Annotated in this window: 25 protein-coding genes, 1 tRNA gene and 1 pseudogene; 8 read left to right on the top strand and 19 right to left on the bottom strand. The window is 68.0% G+C overall.

Annotated elements, in window-relative coordinates; all coding sequences use genetic code 11:
- Positions 1-222: 222 nt before the first annotated feature.
- The 4 genes from BLT19_RS08035 to BLT19_RS08020 all read left to right on the top strand — a co-directional run bounded on the left by BLT19_RS08035 (position 223) and on the right by BLT19_RS08020 (position 3610).
- Complete coding sequence (locus BLT19_RS08035) at positions 223-735, top strand: hypothetical protein (protein ID WP_157681812.1); 513 nt, start codon at positions 223-225, stop codon at positions 733-735.
- Between the two features lie 232 nt (positions 736-967).
- Entirely contained in the window at positions 968-1600 is a 633-nt protein-coding gene (locus BLT19_RS08030) for a response regulator transcription factor (RefSeq protein WP_231917871.1), read from the top strand.
- 58 nt (positions 1601-1658) lie between these two features.
- On the top strand, positions 1659-2900 hold the full coding sequence (locus tag BLT19_RS08025; protein ID WP_231917850.1) for a sensor histidine kinase: 1242 nt from the start codon (positions 1659-1661) through the stop codon (positions 2898-2900).
- Between the two features lie 56 nt (positions 2901-2956).
- Positions 2957-3610 carry a hypothetical protein gene (locus tag BLT19_RS08020; protein WP_091488525.1) on the top strand — a complete coding sequence of 218 codons (654 nt, stop codon included), beginning with the start codon at positions 2957-2959 and terminating at the stop codon, positions 3608-3610.
- Between the two features lie 191 nt (positions 3611-3801).
- Here BLT19_RS08020 and BLT19_RS08015 read toward each other — a convergent pair whose 3' ends face one another.
- The 17 genes and pseudogenes from BLT19_RS08015 to BLT19_RS07940 all read right to left on the bottom strand — a co-directional run bounded on the left by BLT19_RS08015 (position 3802) and on the right by BLT19_RS07940 (position 17097).
- Positions 3802-4005 carry a hypothetical protein gene (locus tag BLT19_RS08015; RefSeq protein ID WP_157681811.1) on the bottom strand — a complete coding sequence of 68 codons (204 nt, stop codon included), beginning with the start codon at positions 4003-4005 and terminating at the stop codon, positions 3802-3804.
- The gene (locus BLT19_RS18260) at positions 3996-4259 is read right to left on the bottom strand and encodes a cellulase family glycosylhydrolase (protein ID WP_157681810.1); all 264 of its coding nucleotides are present in this window, start codon (positions 4257-4259) and stop codon (positions 3996-3998) included. Before BLT19_RS18260 ends, BLT19_RS08015 begins: the two co-directional genes overlap by 10 nt.
- On the bottom strand, positions 4187-4585 hold the full coding sequence (locus BLT19_RS18255) for a cellulase family glycosylhydrolase (RefSeq protein WP_407939822.1): 399 nt from the start codon (positions 4583-4585) through the stop codon (positions 4187-4189). Before BLT19_RS18255 ends, BLT19_RS18260 begins: the two co-directional genes overlap by 73 nt.
- 80 nt (positions 4586-4665) lie before the next feature.
- The gene (locus BLT19_RS08005) at positions 4666-5025 is read right to left on the bottom strand and encodes a PAS domain-containing protein (RefSeq protein ID WP_157681808.1); all 360 of its coding nucleotides are present in this window, start codon (positions 5023-5025) and stop codon (positions 4666-4668) included.
- Positions 5026-5196: 171 nt separating this feature from the next.
- The gene (locus tag BLT19_RS08000; protein WP_091488515.1) at positions 5197-6576 is read right to left on the bottom strand and encodes a DUF1214 domain-containing protein; all 1380 of its coding nucleotides are present in this window, start codon (positions 6574-6576) and stop codon (positions 5197-5199) included.
- 116 nt (positions 6577-6692) lie between these two features.
- Complete coding sequence (locus BLT19_RS07995; RefSeq protein ID WP_091488512.1) at positions 6693-7043, bottom strand: VOC family protein; 351 nt, start codon at positions 7041-7043, stop codon at positions 6693-6695.
- A gap of 355 nt (positions 7044-7398) precedes the next feature.
- A pseudogene (locus BLT19_RS18250) lies at positions 7399-7476 on the bottom strand (hypothetical protein); the annotation flags it as partial.
- Positions 7477-7681: 205 nt separating this feature from the next.
- Positions 7682-7757, bottom strand: a tRNA-Thr gene (locus tag BLT19_RS07985).
- Between the two features lie 71 nt (positions 7758-7828).
- On the bottom strand, positions 7829-9391 hold the full coding sequence (locus tag BLT19_RS07980) for an alpha/beta hydrolase (RefSeq protein ID WP_091493560.1): 1563 nt from the start codon (positions 9389-9391) through the stop codon (positions 7829-7831).
- Positions 9392-9396: 5 nt separating this feature from the next.
- Positions 9397-10587 (bottom strand): DNA polymerase III subunit delta', encoded by a 1191-nt coding sequence (locus tag BLT19_RS07975; RefSeq protein ID WP_091488507.1) that lies wholly within the window; start codon positions 10585-10587, stop codon positions 9397-9399.
- A 9-nt stretch (positions 10588-10596) separates the two neighbouring features.
- On the bottom strand, positions 10597-11241 hold the full coding sequence (tmk, locus tag BLT19_RS07970; protein WP_091488504.1) for a dTMP kinase: 645 nt from the start codon (positions 11239-11241) through the stop codon (positions 10597-10599).
- Positions 11238-13994, bottom strand: a complete 2757-nt coding sequence (topA, locus tag BLT19_RS07965; RefSeq protein WP_091488502.1) for a type I DNA topoisomerase — start codon at positions 13992-13994, stop codon at positions 11238-11240. The genes tmk and topA overlap by 4 nt, the downstream gene beginning before the upstream one ends.
- A gap of 104 nt (positions 13995-14098) precedes the next feature.
- Positions 14099-14416 (bottom strand): Rv3654c family TadE-like protein, encoded by a 318-nt coding sequence (locus tag BLT19_RS07960; protein WP_091488499.1) that lies wholly within the window; start codon positions 14414-14416, stop codon positions 14099-14101.
- A complete protein-coding gene (locus BLT19_RS07955; protein WP_091488497.1) occupies positions 14416-14757 on the bottom strand; it encodes a TadE family type IV pilus minor pilin in 342 nt (113 codons plus the stop codon). Before BLT19_RS07955 ends, BLT19_RS07960 begins: the two co-directional genes overlap by 1 nt.
- Positions 14754-14948 carry a DUF4244 domain-containing protein gene (locus BLT19_RS07950; RefSeq protein ID WP_231917849.1) on the bottom strand — a complete coding sequence of 65 codons (195 nt, stop codon included), beginning with the start codon at positions 14946-14948 and terminating at the stop codon, positions 14754-14756. The genes BLT19_RS07955 and BLT19_RS07950 overlap by 4 nt, the downstream gene beginning before the upstream one ends.
- A gap of 68 nt (positions 14949-15016) precedes the next feature.
- A complete protein-coding gene (locus tag BLT19_RS07945; protein ID WP_091488492.1) occupies positions 15017-15997 on the bottom strand; it encodes a type II secretion system F family protein in 981 nt (326 codons plus the stop codon).
- Positions 15982-17097: a TadA family conjugal transfer-associated ATPase gene (locus BLT19_RS07940; protein WP_091488489.1), complete on the bottom strand. Its 1116-nt coding sequence runs from the start codon at positions 17095-17097 to the stop codon at positions 15982-15984. Before BLT19_RS07940 ends, BLT19_RS07945 begins: the two co-directional genes overlap by 16 nt.
- A gap of 419 nt (positions 17098-17516) precedes the next feature.
- Here BLT19_RS07940 and acs point away from each other — a divergent pair, with 419 nt between their 5' ends.
- On the top strand, positions 17517-19487 hold the full coding sequence (gene acs, locus BLT19_RS07935; RefSeq protein WP_091488486.1) for an acetate--CoA ligase: 1971 nt from the start codon (positions 17517-17519) through the stop codon (positions 19485-19487).
- On the opposite strand, the gene BLT19_RS07930 is transcribed toward acs, so the two are convergent.
- Together BLT19_RS07930 and BLT19_RS07925 are read right to left on the bottom strand one after the other, a co-directional pair.
- Positions 19484-19951, bottom strand: a complete 468-nt coding sequence (locus tag BLT19_RS07930; RefSeq protein ID WP_091488484.1) for a RidA family protein — start codon at positions 19949-19951, stop codon at positions 19484-19486. The genes acs and BLT19_RS07930 overlap by 4 nt on opposite strands.
- Before the next feature lies 1 nt (position 19952).
- The gene (locus BLT19_RS07925; protein WP_091488481.1) at positions 19953-20168 is read right to left on the bottom strand and encodes a DUF4177 domain-containing protein; all 216 of its coding nucleotides are present in this window, start codon (positions 20166-20168) and stop codon (positions 19953-19955) included.
- Between the two features lie 97 nt (positions 20169-20265).
- Here BLT19_RS07925 and BLT19_RS07920 point away from each other — a divergent pair, with 97 nt between their 5' ends.
- The 3 genes from BLT19_RS07920 (at position 20266) to BLT19_RS07910 (ending at position 25974) form a co-directional block, all read left to right on the top strand.
- A complete protein-coding gene (locus tag BLT19_RS07920) occupies positions 20266-23070 on the top strand; it encodes a transglycosylase domain-containing protein (RefSeq protein ID WP_091488478.1) in 2805 nt (934 codons plus the stop codon).
- Positions 23070-23999 (top strand): metallophosphoesterase, encoded by a 930-nt coding sequence (locus BLT19_RS07915; protein WP_231917848.1) that lies wholly within the window; start codon positions 23070-23072, stop codon positions 23997-23999. The genes BLT19_RS07920 and BLT19_RS07915 overlap by 1 nt, the downstream gene beginning before the upstream one ends.
- Positions 24000-24141: 142 nt before the next feature.
- Positions 24142-25974 (top strand): hypothetical protein, encoded by a 1833-nt coding sequence (locus tag BLT19_RS07910; protein ID WP_091488473.1) that lies wholly within the window; start codon positions 24142-24144, stop codon positions 25972-25974.
- Positions 25975-25977: the final 3 nt, after the last annotated feature.

Genomic DNA, 25977 nt, shown 5'->3' with positions numbered 1-25977 from the left:
TTTGCTGATCGCCCTTCCGTGCTCGTGAGGAACGACGAGCATTCCACATGATTACACCTACAGTCACGAACACGACGACCACAGCGACCACGACGAAGATCGTGATCAAGACCGGGATCGACGGCAACAAAGGATTCGGCATGAGCCGACACCGCCGTTGTGGCATGGTGAAGCGTTATGGGACCCGGAGATACCTCCACACGGCGCTTACTCCCTGTGCTCGTGGGATCGCTCCTGATCGCTGGCGGTGCCGTGCAGCTCGTCCCCCTCACGATCGACTACGTCGCCCTGCGGGCGTATGCGGCGGTCTTTCTGCTTCCCGGCGTGGGATTCATGCTTGTGCTCGCTGGTTCGGTCATCGCCGCCTTCGTCTTCACGCCCGTATGGGCCTGGGCCACGTTCACGTTCGGCGCTTTCCTCTGGTTCCTGAGCTGGTCAGGCCCCCTGTTCTACTACTTCGTCCCAGTGTTGCCCGTCTGGTGGGCGGTCGCAGGGACGGCCGCGTGTCTGGTGAGCGTTGTCGTCTCAGTCGCCTATAGGAAAGTGACGTCAGCAGTCATTTCGGGCATCCTCGCGTTGGGGTCAATCGCCTCCGTCTGGCTGACGTTCCTATCTGTCGAGATCATCTCCCCGGACTACATCTACGCCCCATTCGCAACCGGAGCACTGATAGCGGGAGTCATCTGCGTCGCGTCGCCGTGTCGAGCACCCGCCCTAGTACGGGACGCCGCCTGAACCGATCCATGCCTGCTCCGCGCGGCCTCAGCGCCGACCTGCTGCGAGGCACGCGCGGCAGCGTCACTCGCCATGACACGGCTGTCCCGGTGACCGACCGATCTGCGGACGAGCAGAGCACCCCCATTCCGGCGAGGCTTCGGTGTGATTCAGGGTGGCTTCAGGCTGCGGCGGCGATGATGGGGTTATGCGTGTTCTGGTGGTGGACGATGAGGTTCGCCTGGCAGATGGCGTGCGTCGAGGGCTGGAGGCTGAGGGCTTCGCCGTCGATGTCGCTCATAACGGCGTGGATGGGTTGTGGCGTGCCCGCGAGACTCGCTATGACGTCATCATCCTCGATCTGATGATGCCCGGGATGAGCGGATGGAAGGTCTGCGAGGCCCTCCGCGCTGAGGAGAACTGGACCCCGGTGCTCATGCTGACCGCGAAGGACGGCGAGTGGGACCAGGTCGAGGCGCTTGAGACCGGCGCCGACGACTACGTCACCAAACCGTTCTCGTTCGCCATTCTGGTGGCGCGGTTGCGCGCCCTGATCCGCCGTGGCGCGGTGGAACGTCCCGCGGTCCTCGAGGCGGGTGATCTTTGGCTCGATCCGGGGGCGCGGAAGGTCTGGCGCGGTGATGTGGAAGTGGCTTTGACCTCTCGCGAGTTCGCCGTGCTGCACCATCTGATGCGCCACCGCGGCCAGGTGCTGACCAAGCGTGACGTCATCGACGGCGTGTGGGATGACGACTTCGAGGGCGACCCGAACATCGTCGAGGTCTACATCGGCCACCTCCGGCAGAAGGTCGATCGCCCCTTCGAGCGACGCTCCATCGAAACGGTGCGGGGTGCGGGCTACCGTCTGGCGGTCGACGGTGGGTAAGCGGGTGTGGCGTTCCGTGCGGGCACGGGCAACGCTGGGCGCGACGACGGTGGTCTCCGTGGCGCTGGTGATCGGCGCGATCATCTTCGTCGGCGTACTGAGCTCGACGTTGCGTGACGCATCCGCTCGCGCCGGCGAAACACGTGCCGAGGAGCTCGCCGCGCGCATCGACGCGCAGGGCCTCGAGGCGATCCGGAATCTGGACGACGACGAGGTCGTCCTGCTGCTCGACGCCGACGGCGAAGTGGTCGCCGCTTCATCGGACGCCGAGGGCCTCAGCATCCCTTCCTCAACCGAACCGCTGACCGTCGTGGTCGACGGCGATCCGATGCTTCTCGTGCCTGAAGATCTCGACGACGATCGCATCCTGATGGTCGGGGTGCCCACCGATGATGATCAGGAGACGGTCGGTACGGTCATCACCCTGCTCGTGGTGGCGGTGCCGGTCCTGGTTCTCCTTGTCGGCGTGACCACCTGGCTTATGATCGGCAGGGCCCTCGCTCCCGTGGCACGGATCCGCTCCGAAGTCGATGACATCACCGCTGATCGGCTCGACCGGAGGATCCCGGTGCCCGAGTCGCGGGACGAGATCGCCGCGTTGGCGACGACCATGAACGGGATGCTGGGGCGCCTCGACGTGGCAGCGCAAGCGCAACGGCGCTTCATCTCCGACGCGTCGCATGAACTGCGGTCGCCGCTGGCGACGATCAGGCAGCACGTCGAGCTGTCGCAGGCGCACCCCGATCTGACCTCCGTCGAGGAGCTTTCAAGCGTCGTTCACGAGGAGGGTCTGCGACTGCAGGGACTTGTCGATGCGCTGCTCGTGCTCGCAAAGCTCGACGAAGGTGCCGGCGGTGCCCAGGTGACGGTCGACCTCGACGACTGCGCGCTCGCCGAGGCCGCACGGTTGCGAACGCTCGGGTTCACGGTCGACGCGTCGGGCGTGGGCCCCGCGCGCATGCAAGGTGACGCTCGCTTGGTGGGCCAACTCGTTCGCAACCTCGCTGACAATGCGGCTCGCCACGCTCGCGGCCGGATCGCGATCGCCGTGTTGGAACGCAACGGAGCGGCGGTGTTGACGATCGAAGAAGACGGTGATGGCGTTCCCGTCGACGAGCGCACGCGTATCTTCGAGCGGTTCGTCCGTCTCGATGAGGCTCGATCGCGAGATGCTGGCGGAAGCGGTCTCGGGCTTGCCATCGTGCACGGCATCGCCCGTTCCGCCGGCGGAAGCGTCGCGGTCGACGACGGACGATGGGGTGGGGCACGGTTCACAGTGACATTCCCCGCGTCTTCCTGAAGCTTCCTTCAGCAGGCTTCAGGCCTGGTTCAGCACCCGGCAGCCACGATCGAATTATGACCGACAACACCTCCACCCCCGAACCCACCCAGCCCGCAGTCTCCCACCCGCAGAACTCGCCGAAGCGGCCCCGCAAGCACGTCGTCCTTCTCAGCGTCGCGGGTGTCGTCGCCGCTCTAGCCTTGGTCGGCGGCGGTGTCGCGGTGGGCGCGGCGATCGCCGACGATGATGGCGACGACCGCGACGACGTCGCGGAAAGCACTCAGCAGACTTCCGATGAGACCGTTCGCGGCAGCTCGTCGGCCGACGAGCTGATCGACATCGTCCAGAGCGCTTCCGCGTCGACCGACGGCGTGCCCACCGCGCTCGAGGCGTCCCGCGACGGATCCTGGCTGGTGCAGTTCACCACCGATGCCGGCGACGAGTCCGACGTGCGCGTCAGCGCAGACGGAACGGCGACGGTCGGCGAGACAGACCCCGCCGGCGCCGATGATGTTGCGCCCACAACACAGCTCGACGACACCACGGTCCGGGCACTCGTCGACGCCGCGCTTGCCGCGGCCGACGGCGCCATCGTCTCTCTGGATGTCGATGACAACCCCGCCGACAGCTACGAAGCGACCATTCTCGGGAGCAACGGCACGCTCACAGAACTGTCTCTCGACGGCTCGTTCGCAGTCACGAACTCCGAGACCGACAACAACGACTGAGCACCGATTCATGCAACGAGGTCCCGGGCGCGCGCGTGCCTGGGGCCTCGTGCTGCTTCCCGGCAAGCAACGTGAGTCCAATCAGTGAAGAATCCCGACCCGACGCTACGGGTCGATCAGTGATCGAGCACCTGCGGACGCCACCGGCCGTGTTCGCGGTCGTGCACGCGGAAGTCCGTGGTGAAGTCCCATTACGCCCACGGCAGGTCGAGCCGCTCCAGTTCCCGTCGCACCCAGGTCGTCCATTCCGCGCGGTCGTCTTCATCGGCCGCATGAAGGGCACCGAACTTTCCGACATAGAGCGGGGCAGCCCGCGGCCAGGCCTGCTGAACCGCAGCTTCAAGGTCGGCGGTGACCGCCCGCCGGTCTCCGGTGTACCCCACCGTCAGACCCACGCCCTCGAGCCTGGCGCCCACGGTGCTGTCTGGTGGTTGAACGCCAACGGCTCGTAGTAGTGCAGGCTGACGGCCGGCGCCTCGTCAGCCGGCGGCTCGAGGGCAACCAGTGCCGCAAGCGTCCCCATCTGCGCGCCGCCGACGGTGATCAGTCGCCGGCGATCGGTCTCCCGCACAACACTCAGAACTCTCGGCAGGATGTGATTCCACCGGTCGGGTGTCGATGCGTCGCGAGGTTCGTTGAGCAGATCCAAGGCGAGCTCGGGTCCGCGGGGGCGTAGCTTGCAGCGACCGGCCGCCAGATGGCGCAGACTCGCCCCACCTGCTCGGGCGCGGCCGACATGACCCCGTCGGCGTGGTGCATCGACAGCACGACACCTGATCCCCGGCGCAGGGCCTGATCGATCGCAAGGTCCAATTCGCCTGCGACGTTCGGATCGCGTCGATACGGTGGCATCTCGCCGGCGCGCCCCCACCACCGCACCGGCACGCGGACATGCGTGAACCCGGTCACGGCGATGGCCGCGAGCTCATACTCCCGTTTGGGCCCGGCGCCCGGGTCGGAGTCGCGACGATCCAAGACGCCGCTGAGGTTGACGCCGCGGCCCAGTCCGGACGCAATACGGGCGGCGGTGGGATCATACTCGCATCGACCTTCGACTAGTGGTCTTCGGGTTCGCGGAACGGCCGGATGCCGGTTGATCGTTCGTCGGAGTAGATGGCGATCGCGCCCACGGCAGTCCCCAGCCCGTTGCTGAGTGCAAGCAGTCGCCCGGCGTACTCGCGAATCTCACCGTCAGCGCACAGAACAGGCATGTCGGCCGCCATGTCTTTGACCGTCGGATCTTCCATCGCCCGATGAAAGCCCGACCAGTGCGCGTCACGGAGACGGGTGGGGACGAGGATGTCGACCGGGCCACCCGTCACGTCTTGACCTTGGTACCCGAACAGCGCCTCGGCTCCGGCATCGAAATAGACGATGCGACCCACCACGTCGGTCATCACGACAGCGTCAACCATGGGCTGACCATACCGGCAGATCGGGCTGGCGTGCTTCCATCTTTTGCAGGCCCACGCGTGCCTCGAGGAGGATCTCGACTGCATCAAGCTGACCGTTCGGGGTGCGACGCCAGCAAGGCTGCGGAACCGGAAGGGGACCGGCTTCGGGGCGTCCGGTTGATCGTGGCCGGGTTAGTGGGACGTACGGACGACGTCGCTCAGGGCCCATTGTTTCGTCATGACCTCGGGCCCGACTCCGTAGAACCGGAACATGAGCTCGAAGCTGGTCGATGATCCGGTCTCGATGGTGTTGGCGTGCTGGTCCGGTCTCGTGTGGGGTGCGAAGAAGATGTCGACGGTGCCGTCGTCGTTGGTGGCGAGTCCCGGAGTCTGCGACGAGACCGAGTACTTCGTGTTGCCGCGGATGAAGGCGTGGGTTGCGGCGTCGTACATGGTCACCGACCAGAACTGTGACACGGGCACGCCGGCGGGCACGCGCATTCGGTAGCTCGCCGAGGAGGAGAAGATGTCGCCATCGCTGTCGCGAAGGTTCACCAGGTAGAACTGGCCGATGCCGAGCCGGCGGATGCCGATGAAGGCCATGTGGTAGATGACACCGCGGTTGGGGTATGGGTAGCCCTCAGGGTGAGCATCGAAGCCGTCGCGTTGACTTTCCGTGAAGTCCGCTCGGCCGGGGAAGAACCATTTGGCGCCGTCGAAGAACGCATCGAAGCTCTGCTCGTATTCGGCTTTGAGCCACGCGTGCGCCTCGCTGATCGCGTCTTCAAGCAACGCGACGTCGGCAGGCGAAGGGTCGAACGGTTCGTCTTTGCGGATGCCGATCGAGGCGAGCATCTGCTCGAACGCTCGATCGCGGGCAAGCAGCGGCTCGTTCTGGATCACGCGGTGCAGGAGCTCATAGAAGCGAAGATCGTAGGGGATCGTCGTGTCGACGATGTCACCGTGCAGATCACGCGCCTTTGTCTCCGGCGGGTCGCTGGCTTCGGCCAAGGGGTAGACACGAATCCGACGACACAGCTCGAGCCCTCTGTCGAGCGCCTCCTGCGTGCCTTCTGCCAGCACCGAGCGCAAAAGCGCGTAGCTGCCATACGTCTCGCACGGCAACACGATGTACCCCTCAGGCACCGGCTCATCGAAGTCAGGGGGCAAGATGAGATACTTTCCGCCGCGGCCCGCGTCGACGCCGAAATGCCCGACATCCTCAAGAGGAACCTGCCAAAGACTGCAGATCGACCCGTTCAGGGCCTGCCCGTCGCTCTCGCCCGGGATCTCGACCACGACCGGCCCGTCGTGCGTGTCGAAGAACGCCATGTAGTAGATGAGGTCGGGGTTCGGAGTGAGCGTCTGATTGCGCCAGTCCAGCAACTTCGACCAGTACACGAACTCGTTCGTCGCACCCTCCGTCATCGTCTCCCGCATGAGCTGGTAATTGACGGCCGGCATACCCCAGATCGCGGCCTCGACCGCATGGCGGTAACGGCCGCGAGCCAGGACATCAGATTCGTCGTAGGTCATACCCCCATACTCCCAACAGGCCCGCTGCAGCACCATGCACGAAATCGAAGCGCCGCTCCCCCAGTGCTCACTGGAGTTCCGCTCAGCGAAACGATGGTCACTGATTTCTGCGCAACTGTCCGGTCAAGCACGGTTGAGCGGTCAGAGTGGCGTCAGTCTGGCAGCTCCCAGAGCTCCAGCGGTAAACCCTCCGGATCGTGGATGCGTGCGAAGCGGCCGTGCTCCGTCTCCCACTCGGAGCGACGCTCCACTGCGATTCCAGCCGCTTCCAACCTCGTGACGAGAGCATCGAGCCCTGTAACCCTGAGATTGATCATGAACGGCTGGTCGGAGCCGAAGTAGTCGCTGTCAGCCGCAAACGGTGCGAAGACGGTCATGCCCGCGTCTTGCTGCCAGACCCCCTCAGCGCCAGCGCCGATTCCGAGGTGCTCCCGGTACCAGGCTGATCGAACCTCCGGGTCGCGACTCCGGAAAAACAGCCCGCCGATGCCCGTCACAGTCATACGGGAAACGTACTGGCGACCGGGCACGCGCACCAAGTGTGCACTTATCCGTACGCGTCGGTGATCGCGACGCCCACAGTCCCGATCGAGGATCCTCGATCAGCGAACTGGACTCGATTGCTCCGTCGCGATTGCATTCGCGGTCAGTTCGCGAGGTCGACGAGGCGCTCAAGGCCGTCTTCGTTGACGATGGGGATGCCCTGGTCGCGCGCGAGCTTGGCCTTTCCTGACATGGAGCCCGGGTCAGCGGCGACGAGAAGTTTCGCCGTGCGGCATTCGGTTTCGCCGCGGCGAGCGCGAGCCAGGCGTTGATCTCGGAGACGGTGTACCGCAGCTCCTTGCCCACGTGGAATCCACGAGGACCTTCGTGCCGGAGGTCGTAGATCACCTGCCGACTGACCTTCAGATGCGCCGCGAGCTCGCTCGTCGTCATCACACCGTCGAGAACGTTGGGAATGTAATCGGTCATACCCAAGAGGTGCGCCAGACGTCGCAAGACATGTCGAGACGACGCGATGAATGCGGCCCGGCCGGAACGGAAATCCCGGTCAGGTGGCGAAATGTGTCCAATAAGTGTCGAATCGGCCACTGTGTGATCCCTTCCGGAATCAGACAAAGCCCATTTGACCAGGTGAATGTGGAGCCACCTGAGAGAATCGAACTCTCGACCTTCTCATTACGAGTGAGATGCTCTGCCGACTGAGCTAAGGTGGCGCGCTTCGCTTGCGCGTCGCACGATCATCGATCTTACAGTGTCACCGAAGGTGCCGCGAACCGGACGAGCGCTACTCGCACCGCAGTCCGTCCTGCGGGACGCTCCCCTCGAGGAAGTACGCCTCGACCGCGCCGTCCACGCACGCGTTGCCCTTGTTGTAGCCGGTGTGACCCTCGCCCACGCGCGTGATCAGCACACCCGACGAGAGCTGATCGGCCAGGGCGACCGACCACTGGTAGGGCGTCGCAGGATCGTTCGTGGTGCCGATCACGAGGATCGGCGCGGCGCTCTCCGCGGTGATCGGGTCCCTGGTTCCGGTCGGCGGATAGGGCCAGTCCTGGCAGGTGTCCGGCCCTGACCAGTAGGGCGCGATCGTCGGCGCCTGCGCGGCGATCAGGGTGTCGGCGGCAGCCAGCTGCTCCGGGGTCGAATCGAGCGGATAGTCCATGCAGTTGTACGCCCGGAAGGCCTCGGTCGAATTGTCGAGGTAGACCCCGCCCTGACGGTTGTAGTAGAAGTCCGCCAGCTGGAAGGCGACGTCGGCACCCCCTTGCAGGGTGTCCTCCAGGGCAGCGCTCAGGTACGGCCAGCTGTCCTGCGAGTACAGCGCGGCGATGATACCGGTCAGCAGCGAATCGGCACCGAGGAGCCGGCCGTCCGAGGCAGGGATCGGCGACGCGTCCACGCTCCCCAGCAACGTGCCGAGGTCGGCCATGGCCTCATCCACGGCGCCGCGGAAGGGACACTCCGAGCCTGCAAGACAGTCGGCCATGTAGGCGCGCAGCGCCGACTCGAACCCGACGGCCTGGATCGTGCTCACGTCGGTGCCCGACGCGGTCGGATCAAGCGCACCGTCCAGCACCATGCGCCCGACGCGATCGGGGTACAGCTTCGCGTACGTTGCGCCGAGGAACGTGCCGTACGAATACCCGAGGTAATTCAGTTCGGTGTCGCCCAGCACCGCACGCAGCAGGTCCATGTCGCGGGCCGAGTTCTCCGTCGTGATGTAGGGCAGGATGCCGGAGCTTCCGGCCTCGCACGCGTCGGCGAACCGCGCGTTCCACTCGATCCGCTCAGCCGTCCACGCATCACTCCCGCGCGGATCGGCCGGGATGTCGAACAGGTAGGCGTCCATCTCGGGCGCGTCGTAGCAGTGCACCGACGAGGACTCGCCGACGCCGCGCGGGTCGAAGCCGATGACGTCGTAGCTCTGCTGCAGCGCGTCCCCGACGGCGAAGTCGACGCTGTCGCGGATGAGCTCCACACCGCTCGCGCCCGGACCACCGGGGTTGGTCAGCAGCGAACCGAGCGCCTCCCCGGACGCCGCGCGCTGGCGGATGACGGACAGCTCGATCTCGCCGGCCGACGGATCCGACCAGTCCAGCGGTGCTCGCACCGTGGTGCAGTCCATGCCCGTCGCACAGTCCGACCAGGTCAGCTGCTGCTCGTAGAAGGGCAGCAGGTCTGCCGAGACGCCCCCCGTGTCCGGGCTCTTGCTGCTGGTGGCCGACGGCCGGGCTTCCGGGATCATCGAGTACAGGCATCCGGACAGCGCCACTGCGGCCGCGGCCAGTCCGGAGATGATCGCGACGAGTCGGGGAACGCGACGCCCGGAGGGTCGCTTCGCGGGCATGGTGGTCACAGGGTCCTCCCGCTCGCAACGGTCACGAGCATGCTTTCGAGGGCGAGGGTCGGGGCGACGTTCTGTTCGAGGTTGCGCCGAGTCTCGGCGATCTGGTCCAGGACGACGAGGGCGCGGGCGACGGGCCAGGCCGCGGCGAGGGCGCGGAGGTCCTCCGCCAGTTCGCGGTTGATAAGATCGGCGTCGCCCGGGCCGCCGCGGCCGTACTGGAGCATCACCACGTCGCGGAACAGCGACTGCAGATCGGTGAGCACCCGATCGATGCCGTCGCGCAGGCTCCTGGTCGCGCGACGTTTCTGATCGTCCTCGAGGGCGCTGAGCTGCGAGCGCACCGCCGGCGGTACGGCGGCGCCCTCGGCGATGCCGAGCGTGCGCAGCAGCGAGGATCGCTCGGCCTCATCGCGCTCAGCGGTGAGCGCCTTGGCGTCTTCGGTGGCCGCCTGGACGACGCGCCCCGCCACCTCCACGGCATCTCCCACGCCGCGCACCGCAAGGACGCCGCGCAGTGTCGCATCACGACGGGCGCGTGCGGCTGCGTCCGTGGCCAGCCGCTGCGCCATCCCGATGTGCCGTTGTGCATGCCGGGCGGACTGCTCCGCGACCGAGACGTCGATCCCGGTGCGCTGCGAGATGAGTCGGGCGACGTCCTCGACATCGGGTTCGCGGAGGCGCAGCGTCCGCACCCGGGAACGGATGGTCGGCAGGAGGTCGGCGTCGCTCGGCGCGCAGAGCACCCACACGGTGCGCTCGGGCGGCTCTTCGAGCGCCTTGAGCAGCACGTTGGACGTGCGCTCGGTCATGCGGTCGGCGTCTTCCATGATGATCACCCGGTACCGGCCGAGCGACGGCGAGAAGTAGGACCGCTCGACGAGCGCTCGGGCGTCCTTGATCGAGATGATGACGCCCTCGGTACGCAGCGCGGCCAGGTCCGGGTGGGTGCCGCTGAGCACCTGGCGCATCGCCCGCTCGTCGCCGGGTTCGCAGATCAGGGCGGCGGCGAACGCGGCTGCGAGCGTGGAGCGGCCCGACCCCGGAGGCCCGGTGATCAGCCACGCGTGCGTCAGCGCGGAGGGATCGGATGCCGCGGCCTGCAGCGCCGCGACAGCGTCGTCCTGCCCCCACACCGCGCCCCATGGGACCGCGTCCGCACCTGTCTCGGGCGCGGGCTCCACCGCGGTGCTGGCCATCGACTCAGCCTAATCGGCGGTTCCGACGGTTCCGCCCTGCAGGGCCTGCACCCGTCCCTGGATGTCGGTGGCGAGGTCGGATGCCGCGCGAGCGGCATCCAGCACGAGGAAGCGCTCCGGCTCGGAAGCGGCGAGCGCGAGGAACTCCTCGCGCACCCGGTCGTGGAAGACGCTCTTCTCGGCCTCGAGCCGGTCGAAAGGCTTGTCGTCGGCTTCGAGGCGCTCGCGCGCTCGGGCGGGATCGAGGTCCAGCAGGACGGTCAGATCCGGCAGCAGCCCACCGGTCGCCCACAGCGAGAGATCGCGGACCTCGTCGCGGCCGAGGATGCGACCGGCGCCCTGATAGGCGACCGACGAGTCGATGTAGCGATCCTGGATCACGACATCCCCGCGCTCCAGTGCAGGGCGCACCACCGTCTCGATGTGCTGCGCGCGATCGGCGGCGTAGAGCAGCGCCTCCGCGCGCGCCGCGACCTCGCCGCGATGGTGCAGCACGATGTCGCGCACCAGCACGCCCACCTCGGTTCCGCCCGGTTCGCGGGTGCGCACGACGCTCCTCCCGCGAGCGGTGAGCCACTCCTCCAGGATCGCCGCCTGGGTCGTCTTGCCGACCCCGTCACCGCCCTCGAAGGTGAGGAAGAGGCCCGCCGTCATTTCTTGGCGGCGGGCGTCTTGCGGGTCGTCGACGCCTTGCGCGCCGGAGCGCGCTTGGGCGCCGGACCCTTGGCCCGCTTGTCCGCGATGAGCTGGACCGCACGTTCGAAGGTCACGTCCATCGCGGTCTCGCCGCGCGGGATCGTGGCGTTGGTCTCGCCGTCCGTGACGTACGGCCCGAACCGTCCGTCCTTCAGCTTGATCTGCTTGCCGCTGACCGGGTCGTTCTCGAACTCCTTCAGCGCGCTGGAGGCACGGCGGGCGCCGTACTTCGGAAGCGCGTACACGGCGAGCGCCTGCTCGAGATCGATGTCGAAGATGAGCTGCTCGGAATCCAGGGTGCGCGAGTCGGTCCCCTTCTTCAGGTAGGGGCCGTAGCGGCCGTTCTGGGCCGTGATCGGTTCGCCGGACTCAGGGTCGGTGCCGACGGTGCGCGGCAGATCCAGAAGGCGCAGTGCCGTCTCGAGATCGATCGTGTCCACCGACATGCTCTTGAACAGCGACGCGGTGCGCGGCTTGGGCGCAGCATCCTTCTTGGCGGCTCCGCGCTTGGCGGGCGCCTTCTTGGGTGCTTCCTCGATGACTTCGCCCGTGCTCTCGTCGACCGCGGTCGGGTCTTCCGGGTCGTTCTCCTCGATGTACGGGCCGAACCGGCCGTCCTTGACGATGACGAGCTTGCCGTTGTCGGGATTCTCGCCGAGGACGCGATTGCCCGCGACCGGGGCGTCGATGAGCTCCTGCGCCTTCTCCACGGTGAGCTCGTCCGGCGCCAGCTCTTCGGGGATGTTCACACGCCGCGGCGGTGCGTCCGCGTCGGCCGGGTCGATGACATCGAGATACGGTCCGTACTTGCCGAAGCGCAGCGTCGTGGTGTCGCTGATCCGCGTCGCGTTCAGTTCGCGGGCGTCGATCTCGCCGAGGTTGTCGACGATGTTGCGAAGCCCGACGTGCGCATCCGAGCCGAAGTAGAACTCCCGCAGCCACGCGGTGCGCTGCTGTTCGCCGCGGGCGATCGCATCGAGGTCGTCTTCCAGGGCGGCGGTGAAGTCGTAGTCGACGAGGTCCGCGAAATGCTCCTCGAGCAGCCGGACCACGCTGAAGGCCAGCCAGCTCGGCACGAGCGCCTGGCCGCGCTTGGTCACGTAGCCGCGATCCAGGATCACGTCGATGATGCTCGCGAACGTCGACGGTCGGCCGATCCCCTTCTCCTCGAGCGCCTTGACCAGGCTCGCCTCGGTGTAGCGGGGCTTGGGCGTGGTGGCGTGGCCCTTGGGCTCGACGTCCTTCAGACGCAGCGTGTCGCCGACTGCGAGGACGGGAAGCGACTGGTCGTCGGCCTTGTCTGCTTCGTTGCGCTTCTCGTCTCGCCCTTCCTCGTACGCCTCGAGGAATCCCTTGAACGTGTAGACGGTGCCCGACGCAGTGAACTCGGCCTTCTGGGTGACGCCTTCGATTGTGGCGTCCACGGCCAGCGTGACGGTCGTGGTCTCGTACTTCGCATCCGACATCTGGCTGGCGATCGTCCGCTTCCAGATGAGGTCGTACATGCGCTGCTCGTCGCGATCCAGCTCCCCCGACACCTCGGTCGGCCGCCGGAACTGCTCGCCCGAGGGACGGATCGCCTCGTGCGCCTCCTGGGCGTTCTTGCTGTTGCTCTTGTAGACACGGGGGTTCAGCGGCACGGCCTTGGCCCCGTACAGCTCAACGGCCTGCTCGCGTGCGGCGCGGATCGCCTGCGTGCTGAGCGCCGTCGAGTCGGTGCGCATATAGGTGATGAACCCCTTCTCGTACAGGCGCTGCGCGACGCTCATGGCGTGCTTGGCGCTCATCGAGAGCTTGCGACCGGATTCCTGCTGCAGCGTCGAGGTGGTGAACGGCGGCTTGGGGCTGCGCGTTCCGGGCTTCGCCTCGAGGGCGGTGACGGATGCCTGTCCCACGCCTTCGACGGCGGCGGCCAGTGCTCGGGCCTTCTGCTCGTCGAGGACGACGACGGCCTTCTTCAGCTGACCGCGATCGTCGAAGTCGGTGCCTCGGGCCAGCGGCGAGCCGCCGACGCGGGCCAGGCGCGTCGTGAAGCTCTCGGCTTCGCCCGCCTTCTCCTGCTTGACGGCGAGGGCCTCGACGTCCCAGTAGCCGGCCGACACGAACGCCATGCGCTCGCGCTCGCGATCGACGACCATTCGCGTCGCGGCGGACTGCACGCGGCCGGCGCTGAGCGCGGCTCCCTCACGTCCGCTGCCGACCTTTCGCCACAGGACCGGGGAGACGTCCCAGCCGTAGAGGCGGTCCAGGACCCGGCGGGTCTCCTGGGCGTCGACCAGCGCGAGATCAAGTTCGCGGGTGTTGTCCACGGCCGCGCGGATGGCGTCCTTGGTGATCTCGTGGAAGACCATCCGGCGCACGGGCACCTTCGGCTTGAGCACCTCGAGGAGGTGCCAGGCGATGGCTTCGCCCTCGCGGTCCTCATCAGTGGCGAGCAGGACTTCGTCGGCGCCCTTGAGCGCGCGCTTCAGCTCGGCGACCGTCTTGGTCTTGCGATCGTTGACGACGTAGTAGGGGTCGAAGTCGTTGTCGATGTCGATCGAGTACTTGCCGTACGCCGACTTCTTGTCAGCCGGGATGTCCTTCTTGCTCGCGAGGTCGCGGATGTGACCGACCGAACTGAGCACCTCGTAGTCATCGCCGAGGTAGCCCTGGATCGACTTCATCTTCGTCGGTGACTCGACGATGACGAGCTTCTTGCCTGTTGCCAACGGGGGCGTCCTTTCTTCGAAGCACACCATACACACCGCTCGGCATGCGAGCGCTGTGAGCAAGCGCGGCGACCACTCGCATCGCAGTCATCGGGGCGCGGTATTCACGGCGGCGGGCCGGCTCGCGCCGACGCGGTGCCGGTGATCGGGCCGAACCGCAGGGTCACGGTGACGGTGGCCACCAGGTCGTCGATCTGACAGGCCGAGACGCCGGCGCCACCGGCGGCGGCGACCTCGGCCGCCCGCTCGCACGGGACGCCGTCGACCGCGCCGGAGGCCGCGTCCGCCGCCGCCAGCGCTGCCGCGTCGGCGGCGCCGGCGAGACGCTGCGAGACCACCGCCGCCGCGCCGGCCGCGGTGAACCCGACGGCGAGGGTCGCGGCGCAGAACACGACGCCGACCGACAGGAGCGTCCCCGGCATCAGAGCCCGCCTGCCAGCGCGCAGCTGGTGGCGCTCAGCGCGATGGGCACGATCCCGGCCGAGACCGTCGATGCCGTGACGCACACGAGATCACCTCGGTGCGAGATCACCGCATCCGCCCCGGCGGCCGCCGCGGTGACGGCGCCCTGCACGCGCGCATCCGCCTCGCCGCGCGCGGCGAGGCGTGCGGCGTCGGCCGCGCCATCCTGCAGCCGAACCTGTCGCGCGCATGCGCCGAGTGCGCCGGCGCTCAGCAGCAGGACCAGCGCCACTGCCGGCAGCGCGATCGCGAACTCGGCGACCACCGAACCGCGATCGTCGCCGAGTCCGCGACGGATCATGCGACCGTGAGGGCGCGGCGGACCAGATCCGTGAGGATGCCGCGCACCTCGTCGCTGCGCATGATGACGACCAGGAGGCCGGCGAACGCGACCGCAGCCATCGTCGCGATCGCGTATTCGGCGGTGGCCGCACCGCTCTCATCGGAGAACAGGTTCGCGGCTCGCCGCGCGGTGAGGGGAGGGAGTGACATCGGTGTTCCTTTCATAGAGGGCACGGGTGTGTGGGCACAGGTGTGGGGGCGCAGCCGGGTGCGGCGGGTCAGAGCTGGATCGGGACCGCCGTCATGACGCTCAGCAGCATGGGGGCGACGCCGAGCAGCAGGAACGCCGGCAGCGTGCAGACACCCAGCGGCAGGAGCAGGCGCGAAGACAGCTTGGCGGCGCGCAGGCGGCCATCCACCCGGGCACGGTGGCGAGCGAGGGCGGCGGCCGCGCGGAGCAGCTCGACGGCGGGCACCCCTGCGGTGCGCGACAGCGTCAGGATGTCCTCGGCGCCGTCTTCGCGCCGAGCAGTGGCATCGTCCTGCGGCAGGTCGGCGTCGGACGCCCTGGTCGCCTCGAGCGCGGCGCGGACGATGGCCTGCGCCCGCTCGATCGAGACCCCGCCACTCAGCGCGATCGCAAGCAGTTCGGTGTCCAGGCCCGGCATGCCGGCCTCAGCGCGCGCTCGACGCACCAGCGCGGCGTTCCACCGCTGCCCTGCCACGATGAGAACCGCGCCCGCGGCCGAGCACACCCAGCCGATCGGGTTCGCGACGAGTGTGCCGATGGTGTCGAACCCGAGCGCGATGCCGAGGACGACCGCGACGAGCGGGAGCCAGCCCATGAGCCGGGCGGTGGCTGCCGGTTCGGCGAGGGCGACCCGGACGTCGTCGGCGGCCTCCTGCACATCGCGCAGCGTCGCGGCGAGCCCGCGCAGGCTCTCGGCCAGCGGCGCGCCCACGTGGGTCGCGACCTCCCATGCCGCGGCGATCTCGCGCCAGGCGCGATGTGCGTCGCGCGTCCTCGGGGCACCCCGCGCTCGGCGATCGGTCTGCGGCGACCCGGCGGCGTCCGCGATGGCTGCGGAGAGCGGCGTCCCCGCCTCTATCGACTCGACCACGCGGCCCGCCGCGATATCCCCCGCCGCAGCCAGATGCGACCACGCCCGCGCCGGAGCAACGCCCGCCTGCAGCAGCACCGCCAGCCGCAGAACGCACTCCGCGGCCGCGGCCGGCTCCGCCGTCACGCCGCGGCCCACGGCAGCTCCTCGATTCCCAGGCGCCCGGTCGGCGCGACGACGGGACGCCCTGCGCCGGTGATGCGCCGAACGCCGTCCGGGCCGCGACCGACGTGCAGAACGAGCCCGATCGCGCTCGAGGTCTGACGGGCGAGGGCATGGTCGTCCAGTCCCGCCAGCGACCCGAGCGCCTCGAGCCGCGCGGGGACATCGTGCAGTCCGTTTGCATGCAGCGTGCCGGCTCCACCGTCGTGGCCGGTGTTGAGGGCGCCGAGCAGTTCGCGCACCTCCTCGCCTCGGCACTCCCCGACCACGAGACGGTCGGGCCGCATCCGCAGCGCTTCGCGAACGAGTCGCGGGAGGCCTATGGCGCCGGCGCCCTCGAGGTTGGCCTGCCGCGCCTCCAGACGCACATGGTGGGGATGGCGGATCCGGAGCTCGGCGACGTCCTCGATCGTCACGATCCGCTCGGTGTGCGGCGCGCAGGCCAGCAGGCCCGCCAGCAGCGTCGTCTTGCCTGCACCGGCCGCGCCGCTGATCAACAGGTTCGTCCGACCGGCGACGGCATCCTCCAGCCGCGCGCGAAGCGTGGCGTCGAACATGCCGCGTCGCTCCAGCTCGGACAGATCCGGGAAATCCATCCGCGGGACCCGCACGGAGATCACGGTGCCTTCGGCGGAGACCGGCGGCAGCACCGCGTGGACACGGGTCCCGTCATCCAATCGGACATCCACGCACGGGTTCGCGTCGTCGATGTGCCGCCCGCCGAGCCCGATCAGTGCCACCGCCAGCTCGCGCACGTCCGACTCCTGCGCGAGCCAGCCGGACACCGGGACGGCGCCCCTTCCGCGGTCGACGTAGAGCCCGCTCGCCCCGTTGACGAAGAGATCTGTGACCTCAGGGTCATCCAGATAAGGAAGGAGCGGTTCGAGAACCGGATGCCGCTGCATGGCAGATCGATCCTGGTGCGGCGGCATCGGCTGAGCCGCTTCGCCGGGCGGCAGCCGGCAGGTCACGATGAACGGCGTCTCCCCCGTCGCACGCGGCACCGGAGCGATCACGACCCCGGGCTCGTTCGTCCGAGGCGTCTCGGAACGCTGGACGACGAACGGCTCTGGCATGCGGACGACGCTAGGCCCCGGCATCCGCCCGCGACTGCCGCGCGAGCCCACCGGTGCAGACGGGCGCAGCGAGCGATCCTGGGGAGGAAGAGGCCGCCCGAAAGGAAAAGGGGCGGCATCCCATGGGGGGAATGGGATGCCGCCACGCGCGGCACCACACTCGGGGGGTGATCGGGTGCCGCAATGCCAGAATCGAATGTTCGGCCGGAGATGAGCATACGCAACTTCGGGCAGGCGTCCAAACAAATCGGACCCTCCCAACCGATATATCGCTCACGGTCCGGACGAACCTGTCCGGAACAGTCGGTCACCCACTTCCGGCGGTAGTGTCGCGCTCGTCACGGGAGATAGATTGACCCCGCCGTTGCAGCCGTCATCCGACGCGCCGCGCAGAGATCGGCCCGCGAAGGAGCGAGCACATGAGCAGCCAGATCGATCACCTCCTCAACGAAGACCGTCGCTTCGCTCCTGACGGGGCGTTCGCCGCGGATGCGGTCGGCACCGCGGAGCTGTACGAGAAGGCTTCGCAGGACCGTGTCGCATTCTGGGGCGAGCAGGCCCGCGAGCTGCTGCACTGGCACACGCCCTTCACCGAGGTGCTGGATTGGACCAACCCCCCGTTCGCCACCTGGTTCGGCGACGGTGAGCTGAACGTCGCCTACAACTGCCTGGACCGTCACGTCGAGGCCGGGAACGGCGACCGGGTCGCACTGCTCTGGGAGGGCGAGCAGGGCGACGAGCGCCGCGTCACCTACGCGGAGCTGACCGACGAGGTCAAGCGCCTCGCGAACGTGCTCGAAGGCCTCGGCATCGGTCAAGGCGACCGCGTGGCGATCTATCTCCCGATGATCCCCGAGGCGATCGCCGCGATGCTTGCCGTCGCCCGGATCGGCGCCATCCACTCCGTCGTGTTCGGCGGCTTCTCGGCCGACGGTCTTCGCTCGCGCATCGACGACGCGGGCGCGAAGCTCGTCATCACCGCGGACGGCGGCTATCGGAAGGGAAAGGTCTCGCCATTGAAGCCGGCCGTGGACATGGCCTTGGCCGACCGGAACGGATCCGGCGTGCAGGAGAGCGTCGAACACGTCCTGGTCGTCCGGCGCGGCGGCAACGAGGTGGAGTGGAACGACGAGCGGGACGTGTGGTGGCACGATGTCGTCCCGGCAGCATCCGCAAACCACACCGCGCAGCCGTTCCCGTCCGAGAACCCGCTGTTCATCCTCTACACGTCGGGCACCACCGGCAAGCCGAAAGGCATCCTGCACACCTCGGGCGGATACCTGACGCAGGCGACCTTCACCAACCGCAACGTCCACGACATACACCCGGAGACGGACATCTTCTGGTGCACCGCGGACATCGGTTGGATCACCGGCCACACCTACGTCACGTACGGTCCGCTCGCCAACGGCGCCACACAGGTGCTCTACGAGGGCACGCCCGATACGCCGCACCCAGGACGGTGGTGGGAGATCGTGGAGAAGTACGGCGTGACCATCCTCTACACCGCGCCGACGGCGATCCGCTCGTTCATGAAGATCGGTCGCGCCATCCCCGCGAAGTTCGATCTCTCATCGCTGCGCCTCCTCGGTTCGGTCGGTGAGCCCATCAACCCCGAGGCGTGGATGTGGTACCGCGAGATCATCGGCGCCACCACGACACCCATCGTTGACACCTGGTGGCAGACCGAGACCGGCGCGATCATGATCTCCGCACTCCCCGGCGTCACCGAGACCAAGCCCGGCAGCGCCCAGGTGCCGCTGCCCGGGATCTCGGTCGACGTGGTCGATGAGAACGGCGCGCCGGTCGGAGACGGCAACGGCGGCCTGCTGGTCATCACCGAACCATGGCCGAGCATGCTGCGCGGTATCTGGGGCGACCCGGAGCGGTACAAGGAGACGTACTGGGACAAGTTCGCCGAACAGGGGTACTACTTCGCCGGCGACGGGGCGAGGCTCGACGAGGACGGCGACGTCTGGCTCCTCGGCCGCGTCGACGACGTGATGAACGTCTCCGGCCACCGCCTGTCGACCACCGAGATCGAATCGGCCCTGGTGGGAAACGAGGCGGTCGCCGAGGCGGCCGTGGTCGGGGCGTCGGATGAGACGACCGGACAGGCAGTCGCCGCGTTCGTCATCATCAAGCAGAGCTATCTTGCCGCGCACTCCCCCGACGGCCTGGCGCAGTCGCTGCGCGCCTGGGTCGGCGAGCAGATCGGACCCATCGCCCGACCGCGTGACGTGTACATCGTCGAGGAGCTGCCCAAGACGCGCTCCGGCAAGATCATGCGGCGACTGCTGCGCGATGTGGCCGAAGGGCGTGAGGTCGGCGATACGACGACGCTGGCCGACACCGCCGTGATGTCGGTGATCAGCGCGCAGGTGCGCTAGGCGAAGCTGAAGACGACTTCGACCTCGACGGGGCTGTCCAGCGGCAGCGCGGTCACGCCCACCGCGGAGCGCGCATGGCGCCCTTCGTCGCCGAAGATCTCGCCCAGCACCTCGCTCGCGCCGTTGATGACGCCCGGCTGGCCGGTGAAGGCGGGATCGGATGCCACGAAGCCGACGACCTTGACGACACCGGTCAAGCGGTCCACGCCTCCGACGGCGGCTGCAGCCGCAGCGATGGCATTCAGCGCGCACTGCCGTGCGTACCCCTTGGCGTCGGCTGCCGGCACCAGCGCAGGCCCGTCGCCGACCTTGCCGGTCGCCGGCATGGAGCCTGCGACCATCGGCAGCTGGCCTGAGGTGTAGACGACATCACCCTGCGTCTTCGCCGGGATGTACGCGGCGACCGGTGGCACCACCGACGGCAGGTCGATGCCGAGTGCGGCCAGCTGCTGTGAAACGGTCATCTCAGTTCCCCTCGAACTGGGCGGCGGCTTGGGCCGCAGCATCCAGCCCGGTGTTGGCATCGCCGCCACCCGTCGGACGCTTCAGATAGGCCACCAGCCCACCCTCCGGTCCGGGAACGATCTGGACGAGCTCCCAACCCTGCTTGCCCCAGTTGTTCAGGATCGCAGCGGTGTTGTGGATCAGCAGCGGGGTGGTGAGGTACTCCCACGTCGTCATCGGGTCTCCGGAAAGTCGCGGGCGGTGGCGGAGCGAGCACGCCGAAGGGGTGGGTCCGTCAAGGGTTCCCCCAGGTAGCTGGCTTACGATCAAGCCTATGCCTGATACGAAACGGACGGCTACCGGTGTGGCCGGTGGTCTGCTCGGCCTGGTCGGTCTGAGCGCGGTCGCCGGTCTTCTCATCACCGCCACCGTCACGCCCGCGATTGCCCTTTCCGGCGCGGCGGCCTCCAGCGCCATCACGATGTTCGACAACCTTCCGAGCGTGCTGGACATCGACAAACTGATGCTCCCGACGACGCTGTACGCGAAGAATCCGAACGACGGCACCGACATCGAGATCACGTCGTTCTACGACCAGAACCGTTCGCCGGTCGTCTTCGATCAGGTGGCACCGGTCATGTACGACTCGATCCTCTCCAGTGAGGACCCCCGGTTCTACCAGCACGGCGGCGTCGACCTGATCGGCACCTCGCGCGCCCTGCTGCAGAACCTGCGCGGCGGCGGCGAGACCCAGGGCGGTTCCTCGATCAGCCAGCAGTACGTGAAGAACATCCTGATCCAGCGGTGCGAGGCGAACGCCAACACCGACGCGCAGAAGGAGCTGAACGACGCGGCGGAGAAGGTCGCGGCGGATTCGGGTCAGCCCGTGGTCGCCCCGACCGCGGACGAGGTCATCGCCAAGACCGACGAGGTGCTGGCCAGCTGCTGGTCGGAGGCGACCACGGCCTCCGGCAACGACGGCATCGAACGCAAGCTGCAGGAGATGCGGTACGCGATCGCGCTCGAGCAGAAGTACTCCAAGAACGACATCCTCCTGGGGTACCTCAACATCGCCAACTTCGGCGGACGGACGTACGGCATCGACGCCGCAGCTCACTACTACTTCAACACCTCCGCTGCATCGCTGACGCTGGGACAGGCGGCGACACTGGCCGGCATCGTACAGAACCCGAACACCTACCGCATCGATCAGCCGGAGGGTTCGATCTATGACGAAGACGGCATCGGCTACAACAAAGCTCCCGACGGCCTGATCGACGATGTGCGACCGGGCCAGCTCGCCGCTCTGGACACACTGCTGAATGCCGGCACGATCACGCAGGAGCAGTACGTGGCGGCTGCGGACGGCTACACCTCTACGAAGGGTCGACAGCTCTACGTGCTGAGCCGTCTCCTCGACGACGGGAAGATCACCGAGGAGCAGTACACCGCCGCGGTCATCGAGCCGATCTCGCCCGTGATCACTGCGCCCACGACGGGGTGTGCGGCAGCCGGTGGCGTGGCGTACTTCTGCCAGTACGTGAAGAACACCATCCTCAGCGATCCCGCCTTCGGAGAAACGTCGGACGACCGTTACCGGACACTGCAGCGCGGTGGCTTGAACATCTACACCACCCTCGACTACCGGATCCAGTGGCAGGCCGACGCCGCGATGGCCGAATGGGCCCCCACATCTGTGGAGGGCATGGTCGACGGCAACACCGGCAAGTTCGGAGCGGCGTCCGTGAGCATCGAGGCAGCGACCGGTCGGGTCTTGTCGATCGCCCAGAACACGAAATTCAGCGAGGATGCCGCCCTATCGGGGGATCCGAACTACTCGTCGCTCGTCTACGCCGCCGACCAGAAGTTCGGCAACTCCGGGGGCTTCGAGGCCGGATCGACGTTCAAGCTGTTCACCCTCGTCGACTGGCTCGAGAAGGGCCACTCCGTGAACGAGACGATCAACGGTGTCAACCGCGTCTTCAAGCGCATGACGAACTCGTGCACCGGCGACTGGGTCAACGTGGAGAACACCAAGGTCGGGAACTTCTCCGGCAACGGGTACGTCGGCACGCCGATGCAGTTTACCCGTGACTCGCTCAACTCCGGCTTCTTCGCGATGGCAGAGAAGCTCGACCTGTGCGACATCCAGAAAGTCGCGACGAAGATGGGGGTGACGCGAGGCGACGGGTCACCGGTATCGATGGACAACCAGTTCTCGGTCATCGGCTCGAACAACGTGTCACCGATGGCGATGGCTGGCGCCTACGCGACGGTCGCCAACAACGGCATCTACTGCACACCCAAGTCGATCGACCGCGTCACCGACTCGGACGGCGTCGACCGGCCCGAATACATCCCGGTCACCACATGCAACCAGGTGATCGAGCCCAACATCGCGGCGACGGCGGCCTATGCGCTGCAGGGCGTCATGAACAGCGGCGGCACCGGATCCGCGGGCAACCCCTATGACGGCACTCCGCTGCTCGGCAAGACCGGCACCCACGAAGCCAAGCAGACCTGGCTGATCGAGTCGAGCACGAAGGTCGCGACCGCTGCCTGGGTCGGCAACTCGATCGGCGAAGGCGATATCTTCAACCGCTACTACGACGGCACGCAGATGTCCCAGCTGCGCTACGAGATCGCCTCACGCATCCAGGCCGCGGCGGATGCCGCCTACGGTGGTGACGACTTCGCGCAGCCCGATTCCAGCCTGCTGACCCGCAGGCTCACGAACCTGCCGAACGTACTCGGCATGGGTATCGATCAGGCGACCAGCACGCTGGAGAACGCCGGCTTCGACGTCGCCGTCGGCGAGGCGATCGACTCCCCGGAGGCGGAGGGCCTCATCGCCGCGCAGGACCCGGGCGCCGGTCAGGTCGCAGGTGGCACCACCGTCACGATCCGTCCCAGCAACGGCCAGGGGACGACCGTCCCCGACATCTCGACCAAACCGCTCGCTCAGGCGTTGAACGATCTGCGCGGCGCCGGTTTCGGGAACGTCCAGCAGGGCACCTGCACCGTCGATCCCGCCGCCACGGCGCAGGGTGTGGCCACCAGCACGAGCCCCGGTGCAGGGTCCGCCGTGAACCGCAATGCGGCCATCACGGTGAACTACTCGCGCGACAAGTGCCCGTAGTGCCGTCCTCGTCCAAAGTCGTCCTCACCGCCGGTGCGGTCGTGGGGGCGGCTTCGGCCGCCGCCGTGTGGGGAATCGGCATCGAGCGCTACCTGTTCACCGTGCGCGAGCACGAGCTGCAAATCCTTCCGGCGGGCAGCGCTTCGATCCGGGTGCTGCACGTGTCCGACATCCACATGGCCCCCTGGCAGCGCCGCAAGCAGCACTGGATCGCCGGGCTGGCCGATCAATGGAACCCGGACCTCGTCGTGAACACCGGCGACAACATGGGGCACGCGGAGGGGCTGAAGGGACTGCGCGTCGCGCTGGATCCACTCCGCAGCATCCCGGGCGTCTTCGTTCACGGCTCGAATGATCATTCCGCGCCGTCGCCGCGCAACCCGATGAAGTACTTCACGGGTCCTTCCGACGTCAAGCACACTGCGGAGCTGCTCGACACCGACTCGCTGGACGCCTACCTGGGTGAGGAGCTCGGCTGGCTCGACCTCAACAACAGCGCAGGGTCGATCGTGGTCGGCGGAGCCCGGATCGACGCCTTCGGCGTCAGCGACGCCCACCGCGGTTGGGACGAGCTGTCCGAGCTCCCGGGGGCGCTGGAGGCCGTCCGCAGCACCGGCGCTGCAGCGCTGACCCTCGGCGTCACGCATGCCCCGTATCGCCGCGTTCTGGATGATTTCGTCGACCTCGGAGCGGATGCGATCTTCGCCGGGCACACGCACGGCGGTCAGGTCCGGCTCCCGGGATTCGGCGCGCTCGTCGCCAACTGCGACATCCCGCTCGACCAGGCACGCGGCCTGAGCACGTGGTCGCACGACTCGCGAACCGTGCCCCTGAACGTCAGCGCAGGCCTCGGCCACTCGATCTACGCGCCGGTGCGCTTCGCGTGCCGGCCCGAGGTCTCACTCATCACACTGCGCGCCCGCGACTGACCCGCAGGTCCGCTGCTCGCTCAGGCAACCGGCTCCTCCCCAGGTCAGCCCGGCCGCGGGCTGTCCACAGCGGCGCCGAGAGCGAATGCCCGCGGTCTCGGCTGCCGCCACGATCGGAGCATCCGATCCGAGGAGGCCCGCCATGCCGAGAGTCCCCCATGCACTGCACACGATGCGCAACGCCATCCGAGCCGTTGCGGCCATCACCGTCGCTGCTCTTCTGAGTTCCGTCGCCCTCGTCCTCCTGCCCGCACCCGCGCACGCGGCTGAACAGGGCGCGGGGTTCGGCACATGGGCGCCGATTTCCGAGTACGGCTGGCACGGCTCGATGCTCGTCGACGGCGTGCACACGTACTGCATCCTCCCGGGAGCACCCGCGCCCACCGGCCCCAGCGTCGACAACGGGATCAGCGCGACCGCAGCGGGGCTGTCGCCGCAGCAGCTCACCGGCATCAATCTTCTCGTCACCAAGTACGGCCAGACCTCCGATCCGGTGCAGGCGGCGGCGGTCGGCTGGGCGGTCAAGGCGATCGCCGACTGGTCGGGATCACTGCACCATTTCGGTTACCCCGGCGATTCGTTGGCGGGTGCCATCCACTGGACGTTCTCGGCGCTCGCGCCGGAGCACGACGAGGAGATCCAGCGACGGGCCGTCGCCTTCTACGAGGAGGCACGTGCGCTACCGACGGGCTCGGGACCCGTATCCGGCTCGGTCACCGTCACCGCGGACGCGACGGACCCGACACGCGGAACCGTGCGTGTGGACGCGCCGGCGAGCGCGACCGGAACGCTGAGCGTGGATGGGGCGGTCTTCGACGACACCGGCGCGGACACGAGAACGGATGCCGCCACCGGCGTCGACTACGCCATCACGGCCATGCCTCCGACGCCGGGGCGTCCCTACTCCGTCAGCGTGAGCGGTCACTTCTCCGCCGGTCCCGCAGCCGCCGTGCGGCACTTCACGACGGCAGGCGGGCAGGACACCGCGGGGCCGGCCGGCAACAGCGAGTTCGATGTCGCCGGCGCGGACACAGCGCCGCGGCATCCGCTGTTCGCACCGACCATCTCCACGCAAGTGGCCACCCGATACGCATCTCCCGGCCCGTTCGTCGACGACGTCGTGTTCGGTGGAACGCTCGAGGACTGGCCCCGCGGCGAGGACGCAAGCCTGCTCCAGGTCGCGGCGACCGCGGTCGTCTACCGCACCGAGGACGAACCGGCGTCCGCGGACGGCAGCATTCCGGCCGACGCTGAGCCGGTGGGGTCATTGGCCGTGCAGACCGACTCGCAGCGCGGAACAGCCGGCCCCTACCGAGTCTCCTCGCTGTGGGACCTGCCCGCCCCCGGTTTCTACACGGCCGTCTGGACGATCGAAAGGGAGTCGCAGAGCGCCGAGGTCGCCGCACATCTTGCGCCCGGATACCGCTGGGTGGAGCCCTTCGCGGAACGCACGCAGGTCAGCATGATTCCGGCCGTCTCCTCCGCCGCCGAGCCCGAGATCACGGCGGGACGACCGATGAGCGACACGATCATCGTGGGCGCACCTCTCCCGAGCACCGGCCTGATCATCTCGTCGGCGGTGTATCGCGCCGCGGAAGGCACACCTCCCGTCGACACCTGCACCGACGGCGCGCTGGTCTGGTCCAGCGACCCCATTGCCGTCACGTCTCCGGGTGAGTACAGCGTGACCTCGCTCCCGATCACCGAGCCGGGCACCTACTTCTGGCAGGAGCGTGCGGTCGACGCAGACGGCGAACTCGTGCACCTCGGGGTGTGCGGAGCCGCCAGCGAGACCACTACGGTCACCGCACTGCCACCCGGGACGAGCCCACCGCGCACGCTCGCCGCGACCGGGCAGCCGGAGACAGCCGCGCGCACCGGCGCCGGCGTCGGCATCGCCGCGCTCACCGCTGGAGCGACGCTGATCCTGCTTGCACGTCGCCGCCGGTTCGTCGCACGGTCGCCGATCGGGTAGACT

The sequence above is a fragment of the Microbacterium pygmaeum genome, from assembly GCF_900100885.1.
GTDB classification, from domain to species: Bacteria; Actinomycetota; Actinomycetes; order Actinomycetales; family Microbacteriaceae; genus Microbacterium; species Microbacterium pygmaeum.
The sequence above is the reverse complement of the archived record's forward strand: the minus strand, read 5'-3'. Positions and strand labels throughout refer to the sequence as shown.

Bases quoted from the DNA above. Each gene is read 5' to 3' on its own strand.
- BLT19_RS08020 (WP_091488525.1), top strand. From the start codon at position 2,957: ATGACCGACAACACCTCCACCCCCGAACCCACCCAGCCCGCAGTCTCC.
- BLT19_RS08005 (WP_157681808.1), bottom strand. From the start codon at position 5,025: ATGGTTGACGCTGTCGTGATGACCGACGTGGTGGGTCGCATCGTCTAT.
- BLT19_RS08000 (WP_091488515.1), bottom strand. From the start codon at position 6,576: ATGGTGCTGCAGCGGGCCTGTTGGGAGTATGGGGGTATGACCTACGAC.
- BLT19_RS07995 (WP_091488512.1), bottom strand. From the start codon at position 7,043: ATGACTGTGACGGGCATCGGCGGGCTGTTTTTCCGGAGTCGCGACCCG.
- BLT19_RS07980 (WP_091493560.1), bottom strand. From the start codon at position 9,391: ATGCCCGCGAAGCGACCCTCCGGGCGTCGCGTTCCCCGACTCGTCGCG.
- BLT19_RS07975 (WP_091488507.1), bottom strand. From the start codon at position 10,587: ATGGCCAGCACCGCGGTGGAGCCCGCGCCCGAGACAGGTGCGGACGCG.
- tmk (WP_091488504.1), bottom strand. From the start codon at position 11,241: ATGACGGCGGGCCTCTTCCTCACCTTCGAGGGCGGTGACGGGGTCGGC.
- BLT19_RS07960 (WP_091488499.1), bottom strand. From the start codon at position 14,416: ATGCCGGGGACGCTCCTGTCGGTCGGCGTCGTGTTCTGCGCCGCGACC.
- BLT19_RS07955 (WP_091488497.1), bottom strand. From the start codon at position 14,757: ATGATCCGTCGCGGACTCGGCGACGATCGCGGTTCGGTGGTCGCCGAG.
- BLT19_RS07950 (WP_231917849.1), bottom strand. From the start codon at position 14,948: ATGTCACTCCCTCCCCTCACCGCGCGGCGAGCCGCGAACCTGTTCTCC.
- BLT19_RS07940 (WP_091488489.1), bottom strand. From the start codon at position 17,097: ATGCCAGAGCCGTTCGTCGTCCAGCGTTCCGAGACGCCTCGGACGAAC.
- acs (WP_091488486.1), top strand. From the start codon at position 17,517: ATGAGCAGCCAGATCGATCACCTCCTCAACGAAGACCGTCGCTTCGCT.
- BLT19_RS07930 (WP_091488484.1), bottom strand. From the start codon at position 19,951: ATGACCGTTTCACAGCAGCTGGCCGCACTCGGCATCGACCTGCCGTCG.
- BLT19_RS07925 (WP_091488481.1), bottom strand. From the start codon at position 20,168: ATGACGACGTGGGAGTACCTCACCACCCCGCTGCTGATCCACAACACC.
- BLT19_RS07920 (WP_091488478.1), top strand. From the start codon at position 20,266: ATGCCTGATACGAAACGGACGGCTACCGGTGTGGCCGGTGGTCTGCTC.
- BLT19_RS07910 (WP_091488473.1), top strand. From the start codon at position 24,142: ATGCCGAGAGTCCCCCATGCACTGCACACGATGCGCAACGCCATCCGA.